Raw genomic sequence first — 15577 nt, 5'->3', positions numbered from 1 at the left:
GTTCACATTGATTCAACAGGATGAATGCGGTGAGGCAGATTGTTTTGATAAATCTGTAAGGGGTTGGATTTTCTGACGACGAAGGAGTGTTAGCTAACAACGACCTTTTTTAAATTCTTTTGGAGTAGTGAACATGAACATTCAATTAAATGTATGGGCGGCACTGTTATTAGGTGTGGTTTCTATCAATGTGGCGAATGCTGCTGATTTGGTGACGGGTGGTTATGCGCGTGAGTTTCAGCAGATGGGCATGATGAAAATGCTGGATGCCGATGGTAATCATATGGTGACCCAGGCGGAGTTTAATCAGTATCACACGGCGGTATTTAACGAGTTAGATAAGAATCATGATGGCAAGCTGGATAAGTCAGAGTGGACGGGTACCAAGTCTGAAAAGCTGGCGATGCTAGGCACAGGCGGGTATTTACGTGAGTTGGGTAATGTGGCGATGATGGATGCCGCGGATGCCAACCACGACCACGTGGTGACGCAAGACGAGTTTTTGACTTTTCAGGGCAAGGTGTTTGCCAAACTGGATACTTCAGGCGACAAACAGCTGGATTCGCAAGAGTTTGTGGCAAAACTGGTTGGGCGCTAGTTTAGAATTAAGTGCTGTAATAGCGCAGCCTTGGCCTGTTTTAAGATGACGAAAGCCGCTACGAGCGGCTTTTGTCATTGCAGAATAGACTGGGGTCTGGCTAAAGGGGTAATGACGATTTCTTATCAATACGAAAAGACGCCACGCTCAATTGCCTGGTGATGGTTTTGATCTCTAGCCGTTGTTTGCCTTTTTGGTAGACGAATGTGCAACCATCAATTTCCATCGAGATGCAGTCGGTGACTTCTGTCATGCCCATGGCGTAGATTTCTTGCGCGTAGAGGCTAGACCGATCAATCTTTGCGTTTTTAATGGGCGCCCAACCTTGATCAATGAGCGTCTGCTTGACCTCGCTGTATGGCTTCCCTTCGGTAATAAAGCTTAAATGATCCGCAGCAAAGGCAAGGCTGCTGCACATGAGAGTGATCGATACTAATAATCTTGTCAGCATGGTGTTGTTCATAGTCTGATGAGTCATCCATCTTAAGCAAACTGCGCCACAAACTGCTCGATTTCCTGGTGGATGGCATCGTGTGCGGTGAGGCCTGTGATCCAGCGTGGCGGGATGGCGCTCACCCCTAATGAAGCGCCCAAAATGGCACCGAGCACGGCGCCACGGTGGCAATTATCCCCGCCGACGTTGGTGTTGGCGATTAAGGCGCTTTCAAAGTCGTCGTGGTAGCGGGTGGCGAGGTAGAGCACCGATGGGAACGATTGGTCGATGTAGCAGGCGGGGCTTAGTAAGCCACCAATGATATCGAGGTCAGATTTTTGCGTGGCGCGCACTTGCTCAACCACTTTGGCGGCGGGAAAGCCGACTTGACTGGCGGCAGCGCTGGCGAGTTGTTCGTTGTCTGGTTGCTGGGAGTTAAAAATATCAAACAACAATTGGCTGAGTGCCAGCGTATGGCGTTGTAGCTCGGTTGAGCGGTGCGTGAGATTTTGTTGGGTGAGTGCGGCTTGCTGGCTGGCTGCCAGATCGTTTGCCTTCACCGTGGCCATCACCACCAGCGGAATATTGACCAGGCCGCCGATAGAAGCGGTGTCGTGGCCTTCGTCGCCCGCACACTTTTCTGGGGCGATGCCTTTGGCGTAGTTGGCAAAAAAATCACGGTGGTACGACTCGGCATAGGTGTCGTTGTGCTGATCGGGCTCGGTCATAAAGCGCACATAAGCCTGCAAAAAGTCTGCCGGGTCAGGCTGGCCGTTGGTGATGAGCGAGCGCAACAACACCCGGGTGCATAACAGGTTAAGGGTGTTATCCCCAGCTTGCATGCCTTGGTGATAATGGCCGTTGGGCAGCCCCCAAAACTGTTTTTTGCCTTTTAAAATCACACTGCCGACAATGTCCCCCGCTTGCGTGCCACGGCCCGCCTTGCCAGTGCTGGCGAGGGGCATGATGGAGCTAGGATGCTTGGCTTTGGGCGCCTGATAATCGCGGATTTGGCCAAAGTCTTGCCAGAGGGCGGCGATGTTGTAATACCAGTGCACGGGCATGGCGAGGGCGTCACCAATAAACATGCCCCAGAGGGCGCCGCGCATGCGGTCTGCGCGAGAAAGGGTAGTGATGGGCATCCGATAATCCTCGCTTAGCAGCCTTTGAGTTGCTGGCTGTTGCATTGTGCGGCCAGTTGTTTGGCTGCCGTTTTTTGTTCCTCGGTCATTTGTGCTGCCAGGTAACTCAGCATTTTGGTATGACGGTTGAGAAAGCGTTTGTCTTCGTTTTGGGTAGCGATCATCAGCCACATGGCGGCTTTGACGCTGTCTTGTTCTACCCCAGCGCCTTGCTGGTAGAGTTGGGCCATATAGCCTTGGGCTTCGCTATTATTGTTGCTTGCCGCCAGGCTGAGCCATTGCACGGCGGCGGGTAAGTCTTGCGCGATCACATCGCCCCTAAAATACAACATGCCTAAATTAAGCTGCGATTTGACGTGGCCTTGTTTGGCGGCTTGCTCGTAATAGGTGACGGCTTGCGGGTAGCTGATGGTTTGAATCTGCCGCTGAAACACCAATGCCCCCAGCGTGTATTGCGCCTCTTTGTAGCCGAGCTCTGCCGATTTGGTGTACCACTTGACCGCTTCGTCCAGGCTTTTGGTCACGCCGTCACCATCTTGGTACATCAGGCCTAAGTTGTAGCAGGCTTTGGCGTCGTTTTGATTGGCGAGTGATAAGTAAATGGCGTGGGCGGCGGCAAAGTCTTTTTCGGCCAGTTTTTGCCTGGCTTCTTCTAGCGTGTTGGCTTGCGCGATGCTGGTCGTGAAGAGTGCGCACAATATCACGCCGGTAAATATCATTTTTAAAGGGTGCATCATGCGAGGTCCTTACGGCTGAGGGCGGTTTTTAATTGCGCGAGTGCGGCCATGACGTTGGCTTTGGGCGTGGCGATGTTCATGCGCATAAAGCCTTCACCGCCGTGGCCGAACATGGCGCCGGGCGAGAGGCCGAGTTGCGCTTCTTGAATAAAAAAGTGTTTGAGGGCGTCGTCGTCGAGCTGGAGGGCACGGCAATCTAGCCACAGCAAATAGGTCGCTTGCGGAGCGACGGCTTTGATACTCGGCAGTTCTGATTGAATGTAGGCGATAGCGGCATCGCGTGTGTCCTGCAAATAATCTAACAACGCACGCTGCCAGGCGTGCCCACCGCGATAAGCCGCTTCAAACGCGGCCATATTGAGCGGATTGGTCACCGAGACGCCTAGCGTTGTTAGGTGGCGTTGAATGGCTTGCCGATGCTGCGCATTGGGCACAATTAAGGCCGACAGGCCCAGGCCTGGGATATTAAAGGTTTTGCTGGGCGACACGGCGGTGATGATGCGGTGCGACGAGGCCAGCTCGCTATCCGCCACTCCTTGCGCGCTCAAGCGGCTGAGCGGCTGATGTGGCGGTGCATCGGGGTAGACCAGATCGGCATGAATTTCATCGGAGAGGATGATTAAATCGTGCGCCTCGGCGATGCCTAATAGCGCCTCAAGTTCTGCCGTCTGCCACACCCGACCAACCGGGTTGTGCGGTGAGCACAACAATAACAGCCGTGCTTGTTGGGCACAGACGGTTAAGTGATCCATGTCCATCTGGTATTGCGGCTGGCCGGTGGCGTCATTGACCAGGCGCAGCGGGTTTTCAAGCAAGCGACGCTGTTGCCCGGTGGCCGCAGAAAAAAACGGAAAGTACACCGGCGGTTGCACAATCACGCCATCGCCCGGCTGCGTGAGTGCGGCGACGACCAGGTTGAGTGACGGCACCACGCCGGGCGTGAGTACGATCCACTCGCGCGGCACGTGCCAATCATGCTGCGTATGCAGCCAGTCCATCAAGGCTTGATAAAGACTCTCGGGCGCCAGGGCGTAGCCAAACACCGGATGCGCGACGCGGGCTTGTAGCGCCTGCGACACGGCCTCAGGCACGGCAAAATCCATATCCGCCACCCACATCGGCGTGACTTCGGTGGTGCCGAAGGTCTGCGCGCGACCATCGAACTTTAACGCGCCGCTGCCTTCACGGTCGATGGGCTGGTCAAAGCGGCTGGTCAACGGATGCGCTCCCACAGCGTCACTTCGGACAGCGTATGCTGGAATTTGTGGCGGGTTTCACGAATCACAAACGGAATCTCTACTGGCGATTGCATGAGGGTGAAGTGGTCGCCGAGCAAGGTTTTGAGGCCATCGAGCGTGGTGACATTTTCACCATCCTGCTTGTAGCCGCCTACCCATTCGTCGCGCGGGGTGTGCTCTTCTAGCCAGGTGTAGGGCGAGGTAATCATCAGCACGCCGCCGATATTCAGGCGTTCGTGAATGCTGCTCAAAAACTGGCGCGGGCTATAGAGCCGGTCAATCAAATTGGCCGCCAGAATAAAGTCGTAGCCGCTAAACTGGGGCTTGAGGTTACAGGCGTCGCCTTGCCAAAACTCAACCTTGTCGCCCAGCTGGTCTAAGCCCAAGCCACTAAGCGTGCGCTCTTGATAGCTGACCAGGTCGCCCTCGTTGACCATGGTGTAACGCAGCACGCCTTGTTCGGCGGCTTGCATCGCCAGGCCAATAAAGCGCGCAGAAAAATCAATGCCGGTGACATGGTCAAACGCGCGCGCCAGCTCAAAAGTGGCGCGCCCGGTGGCACAGCCTAAGTCGAGCGCGGTGCGCTTGGGCTTGCTCTGCAAATGCTGCAAGGCATAGTCGCTCAAGGCTTTAGGAAAATTGGGCACGCCAAAATAGCTGTCGCCATAATGAAACTCGGCATACTCGGACAATTGCTTGTCAGATTCGTAATAGGCGTCTTTTTGTTCTACGGCGGTATCAGTCACAATATAGCGGAATCCTGCATGTTGAAAAAAGTGGCGGCGGAAGGCGTAGCGCGAATGCTTAATCGCCTCGTTGCCGGTCGAAATCCAGGCGCCGCCTTTGATCAGGTTATGGCGGCCATCATAAGTTGGGGTGGTAAAGTCATCGTAGAGCGGATGCACTTTAAAGCCATCGAACGGAAAAATCGGCGTTTCTGTCCATTGCCAGACATTGCCGACCACGTCGAATAACTCACCGTGGGCAAACTGATTGACTGGGCAAGACGAAGCGCCATGGTCTAAAAACAGATTGGCGTGTTTGCCCTGCGCGATGTGGTCGTCTGACAGGCCCGCGTGTTCATACAGACTATACCACTCAGCCTCGGTGGGCAGGCGTACCGGTTTGCCGGTGTGGGCAGACAGCCAATGACAAAATGCTTTGGCCTCATGGTAATTGACCTCGACTGGCCAGCTCCAGGGCATGTCGACTTCTTCCGTCGTCAAGCGCAGTTTCCAGCCATCGGTTTGCTTGATCCAAAAGGTCGGGTGTTGGGCCTGCGTGTATTGGCGCCACGCCAGGCCTTCTTCTTGCCAGTAGGCATCCGTCTGGTAGCCACCGGCTTCGACAAACTGTAAAAACTCGGCATTCGAGGTGAGGTATTGCGCAGCTTCAAACGCGGTACAGTGGGTGTGAAAGTGGCCGTACTCGTTATCCCAGCCGTAATAGTTGGCTGACTTGTTGAGTACGATGTCACGGGCGGGGATGCTGACCAGGCGGTTTTCTGGCGCGGCGACGTTTTGTGCCGCAGAGGGTGCCCACGCAGGTAATGACTGCACGTATTGGAGGCTATGTTGGCGGATCAGCACTGAGCTGGTTTCGAGGTGGATGCGCTCATGCTCGATGCCCATCAAAATCGGCCACCACGGGCTCTCCCAGTCGATAGGCAGTTCAAGCGGCAGGCGCGTGATTAATTGATCGACCACTTCGCGCACCTGCGCCCGGTAGGCTTTGACCTCGGCGGGTGTCGGCCACTGATAGTGGGCTTCGTTCACGTCGTCCCAACCCATTTCATCGACGCCGACGGCAAACATGGATTCAAATCTGGGATTGACCCGCTCGGAGATCAGCCCGGCCAGAATCAGCTTGTTAATAAAAAACGTGTTGGTGTGGCCGTAGTAGAAAATCAGCGGATGTCTGAGCGGAATCGGTTTAACGTAATACGCCTCGTCGCTGGTGAGCACCTCAAACAAGGACTCATAAATATCGGCGGTTTCATGAAAATAAGCACGGATCTGCTCACGGCTTAGCAACGCGGGGTCCGCGCTTAAGACAATACTGCGATGAGGGGGTTTGTTCATATTTTTAATGGTTGATTTAGAGGCTTGCTTGGCAAGCGCATGTGTAGCATATCTCAAAACGGGATGAACACAGACGATTGGTTGAAAGCAGCCACTCGCCAGCGCTAGTCTATTGAATCAGAATGGAAATGATTGGTTCCATTGACATGCTATCTATTGATGCGCGCGCCATCGATTGTTGCATGTCGCTGAACCTATACACGCCGGACAACGGGGCTGTGATCATGCCTCTTTCAAGCCCATCCACTGCGCAGCGCCAAGCGCAGAGGCTTGCACCGCTTGCTGGTAGGTGGCACTTGCAGGCAGCTGGTCCGCCAGTTGCTGTAGCGCCTGATAGCCGGGGTCGAGGCGATGATCCTTTTCACGAAAGATGCTGTGCTCTTTGGTATAGGCTTCCGCCAGGGCTCTGAGCGATTCGGCCAGCGGCTTGCTGAGGTCGCTGGGCGTAAAGTCACCCAGCAGCCATAAATGCACATCTTCTTGCTCGGTATATCCGTGTTTCGGGTCAGCCAGCTGATAGGCATGGGCGATTTTTGCCTGATTGTCTACCTGCGCCGGGTCGCCATAGGCCACTTCATAATATTTCACGTGCTGGGTGAGTAAGGAGGTCGGCCCATCTAGCGGCACCTGACCCACCGCATAATACCCTGCAATCGCCCGCAGACTGTTTAAATGATGCTCTTTACCGACAAAGTGGATAGCTTCACCGTGAGCCTGCAGCGCTTGAATGCCAGCGGCCATGTCTTTAGTGGCCGCGTAAATCAGCGCGGCGCAGCCAGGGAAAGAGTGGTCGTCAGCATCTTTGCGAGCCAGGCTGTAATTAATCATGGCTGTGCCATTGTGATACAACTCCAGCGCGCTGGCAGCCGCCACGTCGCCTTGCGCATCCAGCACCACCGAGACCGCCATTTTGGTGCCGTTGTCATTGCCGCCCGCCAACGCTGCAAGCCAGTTTTGCAATTGCTCGGCGGGCCATTCGGGATATTGTTCCCTCGCCAGTGTAAATACCTGCGGCAGCATGCGGGTTTGTTCGGCGACGCTTAAGTCTTGCAGTCGCACTGTGATGTATGTTGGCGGCAGGGTGAAATCGTAAGTCATGATGCTGAACTCACATGGAGCGATTGATGATGTTTATGACAGCATTCGGAAGTATAAGCGCATTCCCAGCATTCAAATGATACCTCACAAATATGGTTGATTGACATGGTTTTGGTATTGCTTATAATATCAAAATGATTGACATCATTATTGATACGAATGTGCTGGTAGCTGCAATGAAGTCCAGAAATGGCAATTCATTCAAGCTGTTATCTATGATAGATGGTAGTCATTGGCGTATGAATATATCAACCCCTTTAGTGTTTGAGTATGAGTCGATATTAAAACGGGAAATTGAAGCGGAGCGAGCGCAAGACTGCGAAAGCTTAATTGATTACATTTGCCTGGTTGGCACGGCACACCAAATTTTTTATTTGTGGCGACCCATGTTGAAAGACCCTAAAGACGACCACATTCTTGAGTTGGCCGTGAAATCAAACGCCAGCATTATTACTTGGAATGTGAGAGATTTTGGCCTAGCCAGCCAGTTTGGCATTAAAGTGTTCACACCCGCCGAACTATTGCAGAAAGGATTTTAAAATGAGCGTATTAAGTATTCGATTGCCTGACTCACTGCACCAAGTCGTTAAAACAGTTGCGGCGGAAGACTCTATCTCGATTAATCAGTTTATCGCCTCGGCTGTGGCAGAAAAAGTGTCTGCCTTAACGACAGAAAAATACATTCAAGAACGCGCCAGTCGTGCCTCAAAAACCCAGTTTGAGACCGTACTCGCTAACGTGCCAGATGTAGAGCCTCAAGCATTTGATCGGAAGTAAATCACAGGCGCTGGGTCTTTTAAAAAAGACCTATCATGAGCAGATTGACGATGGATATGACTGATCAACATCAAGTAACGGGCGATGGCGATGAAGATGGCTTTGCTGAGCTGAGGTCAGTCTTGACTACTCGTGCAGCAGAGATAAGTCGCGGTGAGGTGTCTGATAAAGGTATTTCTGAGATTGCTGCTGAGGTGCTGCAATCCCATAACGCTTTGTGACAAAAACACGGAAACTGACTTCTTGCGCAGTCATTAATTATTAACTGTTTGTACCTCAACCTTTTCGCTGATTTTAATCTCCCCGCATTTATTCATCTTGGCCGTGGCACAGGCGTATTTGTCGGTTTTTGCCAAGTCTTTAGCTTTTGACATGTATAGATCACCCGCTAGATGATTCTGCATGCCGTATGCGGCTTGGGCCAGATAGTAATAGGAGAGGTCAAACATATAGTTGATGTTTACGACTTTATGCACCAGGCCGCGCCAGTCTTGTTTGCTATGCAGCGTTTTTAAATCGCTTTGATTCATGTAAAACTTAAGCCCACAGGTTTCACATTTCATTTCTAGCGTGCCTGCCTTAAACGCTTCAAAATCGCTGGAGTAAAAGGCGATGGCTTTGGCTGCGTCTATTGTCGGCGGATCCGCCAGGCTGGATTTGCCTTCTTCAATCACCCTCACGTTAGATGAATTTTCCAGCCAGTCATTTTTGGCGGTGCGCACATAGGTGTACTCGGGTGTGTAGTCGGCATACACCGGCAACCGTTGCTCATAAATTTTTAGCATGGGTTCTTGCAGCGCTTTTAATGCTTCGATGCGATTGGGCGGTGATGGGTGTGTGCTTAAAAAGTCGCCTTTACTTTTGTTGCCGGTGGCTTCCATCATTTTTTCCCACAGTGTGACTGAGGCCGCCGGGTTGTAGCCCGCTTGCGCTGCAATTTCGATACCCAGTTTATCTGCCTCGGTTTCTGCGCCACGGCTGTTGGGTAGCGTGACAAAAGCACCGCCAGCCAGAATGGCTAACTGATTGGCGGTTTGCACATTGTTGTTATTTTGTTGTTGTGTGCCGTTGCTTGATGCAGCAACAGCCACGGTGACGGTGGCGACGGCGATTTTGGTCAGAATGTCCACCGACATTTTTTCTGCGGTATGGTTAGCCAGTGCGTGCGCAATTTCGTGGCCCATGACCTGTGCTAGCTCGTCGTCTGTCGGTTTCACTTTTTCTAGCAAGCCGGTATACACCGCCATTTTGCCGCCAGCCATGCAAAACGCATTAATCTCCTCTGACACTACCACATTGACTTGCCACTTCCATTTTTGCGATTCTGGCTTATACAACACGGCACGTTCTACCAGTCGGTTAGTGATTTTTTGCACACGCTGATTGGTCTCCACGTCACCACTGAGTTTCTTTTCTTTATCGTAAGCGTCAATCATCGAGCTATACAACGACGAACTTTTATTGATGGCCGCATCTTCAGACACAATCATTAGTTGCGATCTACCAGTCATATTGTTGGTGACGCAGCCCGACAGTAGTAGGGATAAACCAAGCAGACACCCGATTAAAATTGCTTTCATTTTTTAAGCCTTATCAGCATTTTTTTACAACTATAACTAAATCTGATTGAAATTCAATCTATGCAGTCACTATCAGTGTTTGCGACCTGTTTGCAAAACCTATTTCAAAATAATTAAAAAATAATTGTAAGGCGCTTTTATATCGCCAGACTAAGCATTGCAGTACACATTTACTGATTCACTTTTTGATCGTTACTTTAAGGACATATGATGAAAACTACTAACAAATTAGCCGCCGCTGCACTTTTGGGCCTGTTCACTGCTTCTGTGATGACCGCTTCACCAGCTTTTGCCGGTGAGGATAGTAAGTCTAGCTGCAATGGCAAAGATAACGCCAAGATGGAAAAGGCCAATTGCAAAACTGCGGATGGCAAAGAGAAGCATGCGTGTAAAGGCCAAAACTCTTGCAAAGGCAATGGTGGCGATGGCAAAAATACATGTAAAGGCCATGGTTCTTGCGCCACTGACGGTAGCAAGTAATTTAGAAGCGATTTCAACCAGTATCAAAAAAGCAGGCATGGCCCTGCTTTTTTGAGAGGATTTTTAAATGTCTTTAGACACGCCATCTCTCGGTTTTGGGCTTGGGTTGCGACCCCAGCACTACCCAACTATTTTTGAACATCAACCTGAGGTTGACTGGTTTGAGATTATTTCTGAGAACTTTATGGATACCGATGGCAAGCCTAAACGCAATCTGGCGCGCATCAAAGAGTTGTATCCGCTCGTGATGCACGGGGTTTCCATGTCGATCGGCAGTGTGGACCCGTTAAATTCCGAATATCTTACAAAACTGAAAGCGCTGATTGACTGGGTGAATCCGGCCTGGATTTCTGACCATTTGTGTTGGACGGGTGTGGCGCACAAAAACACGCACGACTTGCTGCCGCTGCCTTACACCGAAGAATCACTGAAGCATCTGGTGCAGCGGATTAAGCAAGTACAAGACCGCCTGGGCCGCAGAATCGCTCTGGAAAATCCGTCGACCTACTTGGAGTTTAAGCACTCCACTATTGCCGAGGCGACGTTTATGGCCGCCATGGCCAACGAGGCCGACTGCCATTTGCTGCTGGATGTGAATAATGTCTATGTGACCTGTTATAACCACCGGCTGGACGCGCAAACCTATCTTGACGCGCTGCCTTTGGACCGCGTGATACAGGTGCATTTATCCGGGCACAGCAATAAAGGCAACCATATTGTCGATACCCATGATGACCATGTGATAGATGATGTGTGGAACCTCTACAAATATGTGGTGCACCGTGCCGGGCGTGTGCCCAATACCATGATTGAGTGGGATGACCGCATCCCCGATTTTCCGGTGTTGCTTGCCGAGCTGGATAAAGCCAAAACGGCAGCGCAGCACGCTAGCGAGTTTACCCTGCCGCAGCTAGCGCAGGCAGGCAGCGTGGTGTTGGACACGCCTGACATGCCACTACTCGCGGCGCAAACCCAGATGCAGCAGGCGGTGACGCTGGGCAGCCGGTTTGACAGCGCCCCCGAGCAATGGATACGCGCCAAACATGCGTTTGCGCCACACGAGCAGTTGTCGGTGTATGCCAATGCATACCGCTACCGTTTGTATGATGTGGTGGCGGAAGATTATCCGGTGCTCAAGCATTACCTGACAGAGCAAGCGTTTGCTGACCTGATGTGGGCGTTTGTGGCCGAGGTGTTGCCAGACCACTTTAATATTGGCCGCTTTGCGCTCAAGCTCCCTGCGTTTATTCAACAGGCATTGCCTGACGATGCCTTTGCGCATGCCTTGTGTCAGTTAGAAACCACCGTGGCGCAAATGACCGACCCGGCAGAAACCGAAGCGCTAAATGAATCCCATCTGCAAGGGCTGACCGTAGAGAGCATTCTTGATTTAACACTGTCTCCACGGCAAGCACTGCGACTACTGCAGTTTGACCATCAGGTGAATGCCTATTATCAGACGGTGATGGATGGCGAGGCCGATGTGCTGCCTAGTAAGGCGCCGGTTTACCTGGCGGTGTTCCGGCATGAGGATGTGGTGTGGCGCATGCCGCTGGAGGCAAACGAGTTTGCATTGTTATCGCGTATTTTTAGCGGCGCGACTATCGGTGAGGTGTTGGCGGACGTCGATGAATCCGAGCATCACAATATCACGGTTTATTTTTCAAAATGGATGCGCAATGGCTTATTGGCATCTCAACACGACACATAAAGGGGAGTACACATGCACACAGTTTTAAACTTATTGATCTGGTGGCCAAAACGCATCGCGGCACATTTTTCATGGGCGGGCCCGTTGATCGCGCGCATTGTGGTTGGCTACACGTTTATGCTCACTGGCTGGGGCAAGCTGATGAACTTGCCTGCCATGATAGAAAATTTTAGAGGCTGGGGCATCCCTTACCCGGAATTGCTGACGCCATTTGTGTCTGGCTGGGAGTTTTTAGGCGGGCTGGGTTTGATGCTGGGCTTGATGACCAGAATCTGTGGCGGCGGCCTGGCCGTGGTGATGGTGGTCGCCATTATTTCGGCCAAGCTGGCGGATATTGATTCTTTAGAAACCCTGCTCGGCTTTGAAGAGGCGACTTATTTTGCCGTGTTTACCTGGCTGGCGATTAGCGGCGCAGGTAAGGCCTCGCTGGATTATTTTCTCGAGCGCCTGGCTCCTAAACGCTAAGAGCCTAAACGATAGCGCCTAAAATAAGCACTGCATGCGCAGCAGCCTGCTCAGGCAGGCGCTGCGCTTATTTAGCATGCAAACGTGCATTGAGCTGGTCTATCACCTCCGCCCAATCTGCATCTTTTAATATTTCTTCGCGCAAAAAGGCGGCTTGGGCGGGCGTCCAATAAGGCGCGTCAGCCAGTGAAATCGTGCCCGCCAAGTGACTATGCGTTTGAATAAAACTTTCGATCTCGTCATTACTATTCGGCAAGCCAAGTTGGGCAAATAGGTTGTTGAGTGTGTGTAGTGAGGATTCCATCAGGCTGACTCCTAAAGGTGTACTTTCAAAGTAATTCTTCCACGTGCTTTTTAATATTGGCCGCCATTTTGGGCGTCGGCAAATCGTTGGTATCGGTGCCAAACGGGTCTTCAATTTCTTCGGCGATGAGTTCCAGACTGGCTAAGACGTAAAAAATAAAGACCACGACGGGGATCACGTAATAGCCCAGGCTGAACACAAAGCCAAACGGCAAGGTCATCACATAAAAGAAGATGAATTTTTTAATAAACGCACTGTATGAATAGGGGATGGGCGTATTTTTAATGCGTTCGCAGATTCCGCAGACGTCGGTAAACGATTTAAGCTCTTCGTGAATAATAAAAAATTGGTCGCCAGTAATTTTGCCGCTGGTGTAGAGCTCGTTGGCTTTGTGAAAGATGCGTTGGGCGATCTGGTTAGGATGGTGCTCGTGGTGGTCGATGTCTAAATCAAGGCCTTCAAACAGCATGTTGCTGACGTCTGCATTCATTAAATGCTGGGACAATACCGAGGCGTAAGTCGGGATGATTTTTTTAAAAAAGTCTCGATCGCTTTCGTCCGATAAGTAAGCCGATAGCTTCATCGACAGGTTGCGGCTGTTGTTCACCAGCGCGCCCCAGGCTTTGCGGCCCTCCCACCAGCGGTCGTAAGCGGTGTTGGTGCGATAGGCCAGCAATAACGACAGCACAAAACCAACCGTGGTGTGGATTAAAGACAGGTTCTTCACATGGCTGCTGTCGGCCAGTTTCCAATATTCAATTTCAAGATAGGCAATACCGCCGGCATAGGCGCCGATGAGCACCATCATGGGCATCAGCTGGCGGAAGGTGTCGGACTCGTGAAAACGAAAGATAAAGGTGAGCCAGTCTTTGGGATTGTATTGAATCATGAGGATTGCCTGTTGGATACTGAGGCTAAGTTTAACATGAGGTGTGTGGCCTGAAGGCGGCTGCCGATGACAGACGATACTGACAACATTGTCAGAATGCATCGTCTATGAGGCCGCCGATGCATTTTTATATAATCTCTCCATCATCCGGCCACTCGCCCATACTGTGCCGACCGTATTGATTGATTTTTGCAGAGGATATTTCATGGATTCTACCAATCGCGTATCACAAACAGCCGCTGAGATTGGCGCTCGGCCAGGCATGGGCGCGATTGCGCATGACAAGGGCGTGGCTTTCCGGGTGTGGGCGCCGCATGCTGAGCAGGTCTCGTTGATCGGCAGCTTTAATGATTGGCAGGCGGGCGTTGATCTGTGTGTGAACGAAGGCAACGGTTACTGGTATGCAGACCTCGCGCATGCCAAGCCCGGCGATGAATATCAATATCATTTGATCAATGGTGAGCAGCAACTGCAGCGCATAGACCCTTATGCCAGAATGGTGACCCATTCGGCAGGCAATGCGGTGGTATGTGCGCCCGATTTGTTTTCGCAGCCTGCACCAGACTTCAAGATGCCGCCCTGGCACCAGCTGGTGATTTACGAATTGCACATTGGCACGTTTAACGCGCACGCAGAGGCGCTGGGCACTTTTGATACGGCGATTGAACGCTTGCCGTACTTGAAAACGCTAGGCATCAACGCGGTGGAGGTGATGCCGGTTGCCGAGTTTGCCGGGGATTATTCGTGGGGCTATAACCCGGCGCATCCTTTTGCGGTTGAGGGCGCTTATGGCGGGCCTGAGGCGTTTAAGCGCTTTATTGCTGCTGCGCATGACTTGGGCATCGCCGTGATTGTGGATGTGGTGTACAACCATTTTGGGCCGTCTGACATCAGCTTGTGGCAGTTTGATGGCTGGCAGGAGAACGGTAAAGGCGGCATTTATTTTTATAACGACTGGCGCTCGACAACGCCGTGGGGCGATACGCGGCCCGACTATGGCCGCGGTGAGGTGCGCCAATATATTTTTGATAATGCCATGATGTGGTTAGAGGATTACCACGCTGATGGCTTGCGCTATGACATGACTTTGTATATCCGCAGCGTGGAGGCCAGCGCCCAAGACATGATTGTTGAGGGCTGGAGTTTGCTGCAGTGGATTAATAGCGAAGTGCAGCGGCGCTACCCAGGCAAAATCACCATTGCCGAAGATTTACAAAATAGCGCTGCACTGACCTTGAAACATGAAGATGGCGGCGCGCACTTTAGCAGCCAGTGGGATGCGGCGTTTGTGCACCCGGTGAGAGCTGCCCTGATTGAGGTCGACGATACCAATCGCGCCATGCCTGCGGTGCGTGATGCCTTGCTCCAGCGCTATAACGACGATGCCTTTCAGCGTGTGGTCTATACCGAGTCGCACGACGAAGTGGCCAACGGCAAACAACGACTGGTGTCAGAAATTGACCCCAGTGAACAACCGGGCCGTTATGCCATCAAGCGCTCTTGCCTGGGCGCTGCGCTGGTGATGACGGCGCCTGGTATCCCCATGCTGTTTCAGGGCCAGGAATTCTTGCGTGACCAATGGTTTCGTGACGATAGACCGATTGACTGGCAGCGCGCTGAAGGCTATGCCGATATCACCACGCTTTACCGCGATTTGATCGGCCTGCGCTTAAACCAAGGGGGCCACTCGGCTGGCCTCAGTGGGCAACACACGGCGGTGTATCACGTCAACGATACTGACAAACTGATTGCGATGCACCGCTGGCAAGAGGGTGGCGCTGGCGACGACGTGATTGTGGTGTTTAACTTTGCTGAGGGCCGCAAGGACAATTATGTGATTGGCTTGCCGCAGGCAGGGACGTGGACCTTACGTTTTAATAGCGATGCAACGCTGTATAACGACCAACTGGATGCCACCGTGTCCGGCGATATCACCGCCAATGCCGAAGCGCGTGACGGCTATACGTTCTCAGCGGCGGTGACCATTGGCGCTTATAGTTGCCTGATCTACACCCGGGAAAAGTAATGCCGGGGCCAGTGGCGA

Annotated in this window: 17 protein-coding genes; 7 read left to right on the top strand and 10 right to left on the bottom strand. The window is 52.1% G+C overall.

Annotated elements, in window-relative coordinates; translation table 11 throughout:
- Window positions 1–133 precede the first annotated feature (133 nt).
- Complete coding sequence (locus E6Q52_RS04780) at window positions 134–598, top strand: EF-hand domain-containing protein (RefSeq protein WP_292819206.1); 465 nt, start codon at window positions 134–136, stop codon at window positions 596–598.
- A gap of 100 nt (window positions 599–698) precedes the next feature.
- On the opposite strand, the gene E6Q52_RS04775 is transcribed toward E6Q52_RS04780, so the two are convergent.
- The 6 genes from E6Q52_RS04775 to E6Q52_RS04750 form a co-directional block, all read right to left on the bottom strand.
- The gene (locus E6Q52_RS04775; protein WP_292819203.1) at window positions 699–1061 is read right to left on the bottom strand and encodes a hypothetical protein; all 363 of its coding nucleotides are present in this window, start codon (window positions 1059–1061) and stop codon (window positions 699–701) included.
- Between the two features lie 20 nt (window positions 1062–1081).
- A complete protein-coding gene (locus tag E6Q52_RS04770; RefSeq protein ID WP_292819200.1) occupies window positions 1082–2173 on the bottom strand; it encodes an ADP-ribosylglycohydrolase family protein in 1092 nt (363 codons plus the stop codon).
- A gap of 14 nt (window positions 2174–2187) precedes the next feature.
- Window positions 2188–2910 (bottom strand): tetratricopeptide repeat protein, encoded by a 723-nt coding sequence (locus E6Q52_RS04765; RefSeq protein WP_292819197.1) that lies wholly within the window; start codon window positions 2908–2910, stop codon window positions 2188–2190.
- The gene (locus tag E6Q52_RS04760; RefSeq protein WP_292819194.1) at window positions 2907–4142 is read right to left on the bottom strand and encodes a MalY/PatB family protein; all 1236 of its coding nucleotides are present in this window, start codon (window positions 4140–4142) and stop codon (window positions 2907–2909) included. The genes E6Q52_RS04765 and E6Q52_RS04760 overlap by 4 nt, the downstream gene beginning before the upstream one ends.
- Window positions 4124–6229: a 5-histidylcysteine sulfoxide synthase gene (ovoA, locus tag E6Q52_RS04755; RefSeq protein WP_292819191.1), complete on the bottom strand. Its 2106-nt coding sequence runs from the start codon at window positions 6227–6229 to the stop codon at window positions 4124–4126. Before ovoA ends, E6Q52_RS04760 begins: the two co-directional genes overlap by 19 nt.
- A 222-nt stretch (window positions 6230–6451) precedes the next feature.
- A complete protein-coding gene (locus E6Q52_RS04750; RefSeq protein ID WP_292819190.1) occupies window positions 6452–7327 on the bottom strand; it encodes a hypothetical protein in 876 nt (291 codons plus the stop codon).
- Window positions 7328–7461: 134 nt separating this feature from the next.
- On the opposite strand from E6Q52_RS04750, the gene E6Q52_RS04745 reads away from it, so the two are divergent.
- Genes E6Q52_RS04745 through E6Q52_RS04735 form a run of 3 tightly spaced genes read left to right on the top strand, consistent with a single transcriptional unit; the run spans window position 7462 to window position 8325 of the window.
- Window positions 7462–7866, top strand: coding sequence for a putative toxin-antitoxin system toxin component, PIN family (locus E6Q52_RS04745; RefSeq protein ID WP_292819187.1), 405 nt, complete (start codon window positions 7462–7464; stop codon window positions 7864–7866).
- A gap of 1 nt (window position 7867) precedes the next feature.
- Window positions 7868–8104: a toxin-antitoxin system HicB family antitoxin gene (locus E6Q52_RS04740; protein ID WP_292819184.1), complete on the top strand. Its 237-nt coding sequence runs from the start codon at window positions 7868–7870 to the stop codon at window positions 8102–8104.
- Between the two features lie 35 nt (window positions 8105–8139).
- The gene (locus tag E6Q52_RS04735; protein WP_292819182.1) at window positions 8140–8325 is read left to right on the top strand and encodes a hypothetical protein; all 186 of its coding nucleotides are present in this window, start codon (window positions 8140–8142) and stop codon (window positions 8323–8325) included.
- Window positions 8326–8358: 33 nt separating this feature from the next.
- On the opposite strand, the gene E6Q52_RS04730 is transcribed toward E6Q52_RS04735, so the two are convergent.
- Together E6Q52_RS04730 and E6Q52_RS04725 are read right to left on the bottom strand one after the other, a co-directional pair.
- A complete protein-coding gene (locus E6Q52_RS04730; protein ID WP_292819180.1) occupies window positions 8359–9684 on the bottom strand; it encodes a M48 family metallopeptidase in 1326 nt (441 codons plus the stop codon).
- A 279-nt stretch (window positions 9685–9963) separates the two neighbouring features.
- Complete coding sequence (locus tag E6Q52_RS04725) at window positions 9964–10203, bottom strand: hypothetical protein (protein WP_292819177.1); 240 nt, start codon at window positions 10201–10203, stop codon at window positions 9964–9966.
- Window positions 10204–10231: 28 nt separating this feature from the next.
- Between E6Q52_RS04725 and E6Q52_RS04720 the strand changes: the two genes are divergently transcribed.
- Window positions 10232–11875 carry a DUF692 family multinuclear iron-containing protein gene (locus tag E6Q52_RS04720; protein ID WP_292819174.1) on the top strand — a complete coding sequence of 548 codons (1644 nt, stop codon included), beginning with the start codon at window positions 10232–10234 and terminating at the stop codon, window positions 11873–11875.
- Between the two features lie 12 nt (window positions 11876–11887).
- On the top strand, window positions 11888–12340 hold the full coding sequence (locus E6Q52_RS04715; protein ID WP_292819170.1) for a DoxX family protein: 453 nt from the start codon (window positions 11888–11890) through the stop codon (window positions 12338–12340).
- A gap of 67 nt (window positions 12341–12407) precedes the next feature.
- On the opposite strand, the gene E6Q52_RS04710 is transcribed toward E6Q52_RS04715, so the two are convergent.
- Together E6Q52_RS04710 and E6Q52_RS04705 are read right to left on the bottom strand one after the other, a co-directional pair.
- Window positions 12408–12644, bottom strand: coding sequence for a DUF2789 domain-containing protein (locus tag E6Q52_RS04710; RefSeq protein ID WP_292819167.1), 237 nt, complete (start codon window positions 12642–12644; stop codon window positions 12408–12410).
- 25 nt (window positions 12645–12669) lie between these two features.
- Complete coding sequence (locus E6Q52_RS04705) at window positions 12670–13533, bottom strand: bestrophin family protein (RefSeq protein WP_292819164.1); 864 nt, start codon at window positions 13531–13533, stop codon at window positions 12670–12672.
- Window positions 13534–13738: 205 nt separating this feature from the next.
- On the opposite strand from E6Q52_RS04705, the gene E6Q52_RS04700 reads away from it, so the two are divergent.
- Window positions 13739–15559 (top strand): alpha-amylase family glycosyl hydrolase, encoded by a 1821-nt coding sequence (locus tag E6Q52_RS04700; protein ID WP_292819161.1) that lies wholly within the window; start codon window positions 13739–13741, stop codon window positions 15557–15559.
- The last annotated feature ends 18 nt before the right edge of the window (window positions 15560–15577 follow it).

Source organism: Methylophilus sp. (assembly GCF_008015755.1).
In the GTDB taxonomy this organism is placed as follows: Bacteria; Pseudomonadota; Gammaproteobacteria; order Burkholderiales; family Methylophilaceae; genus Methylophilus.
The sequence above is the reverse complement of the archived record's forward strand: the minus strand, read 5'-3'. Positions and strand labels throughout refer to the sequence as shown.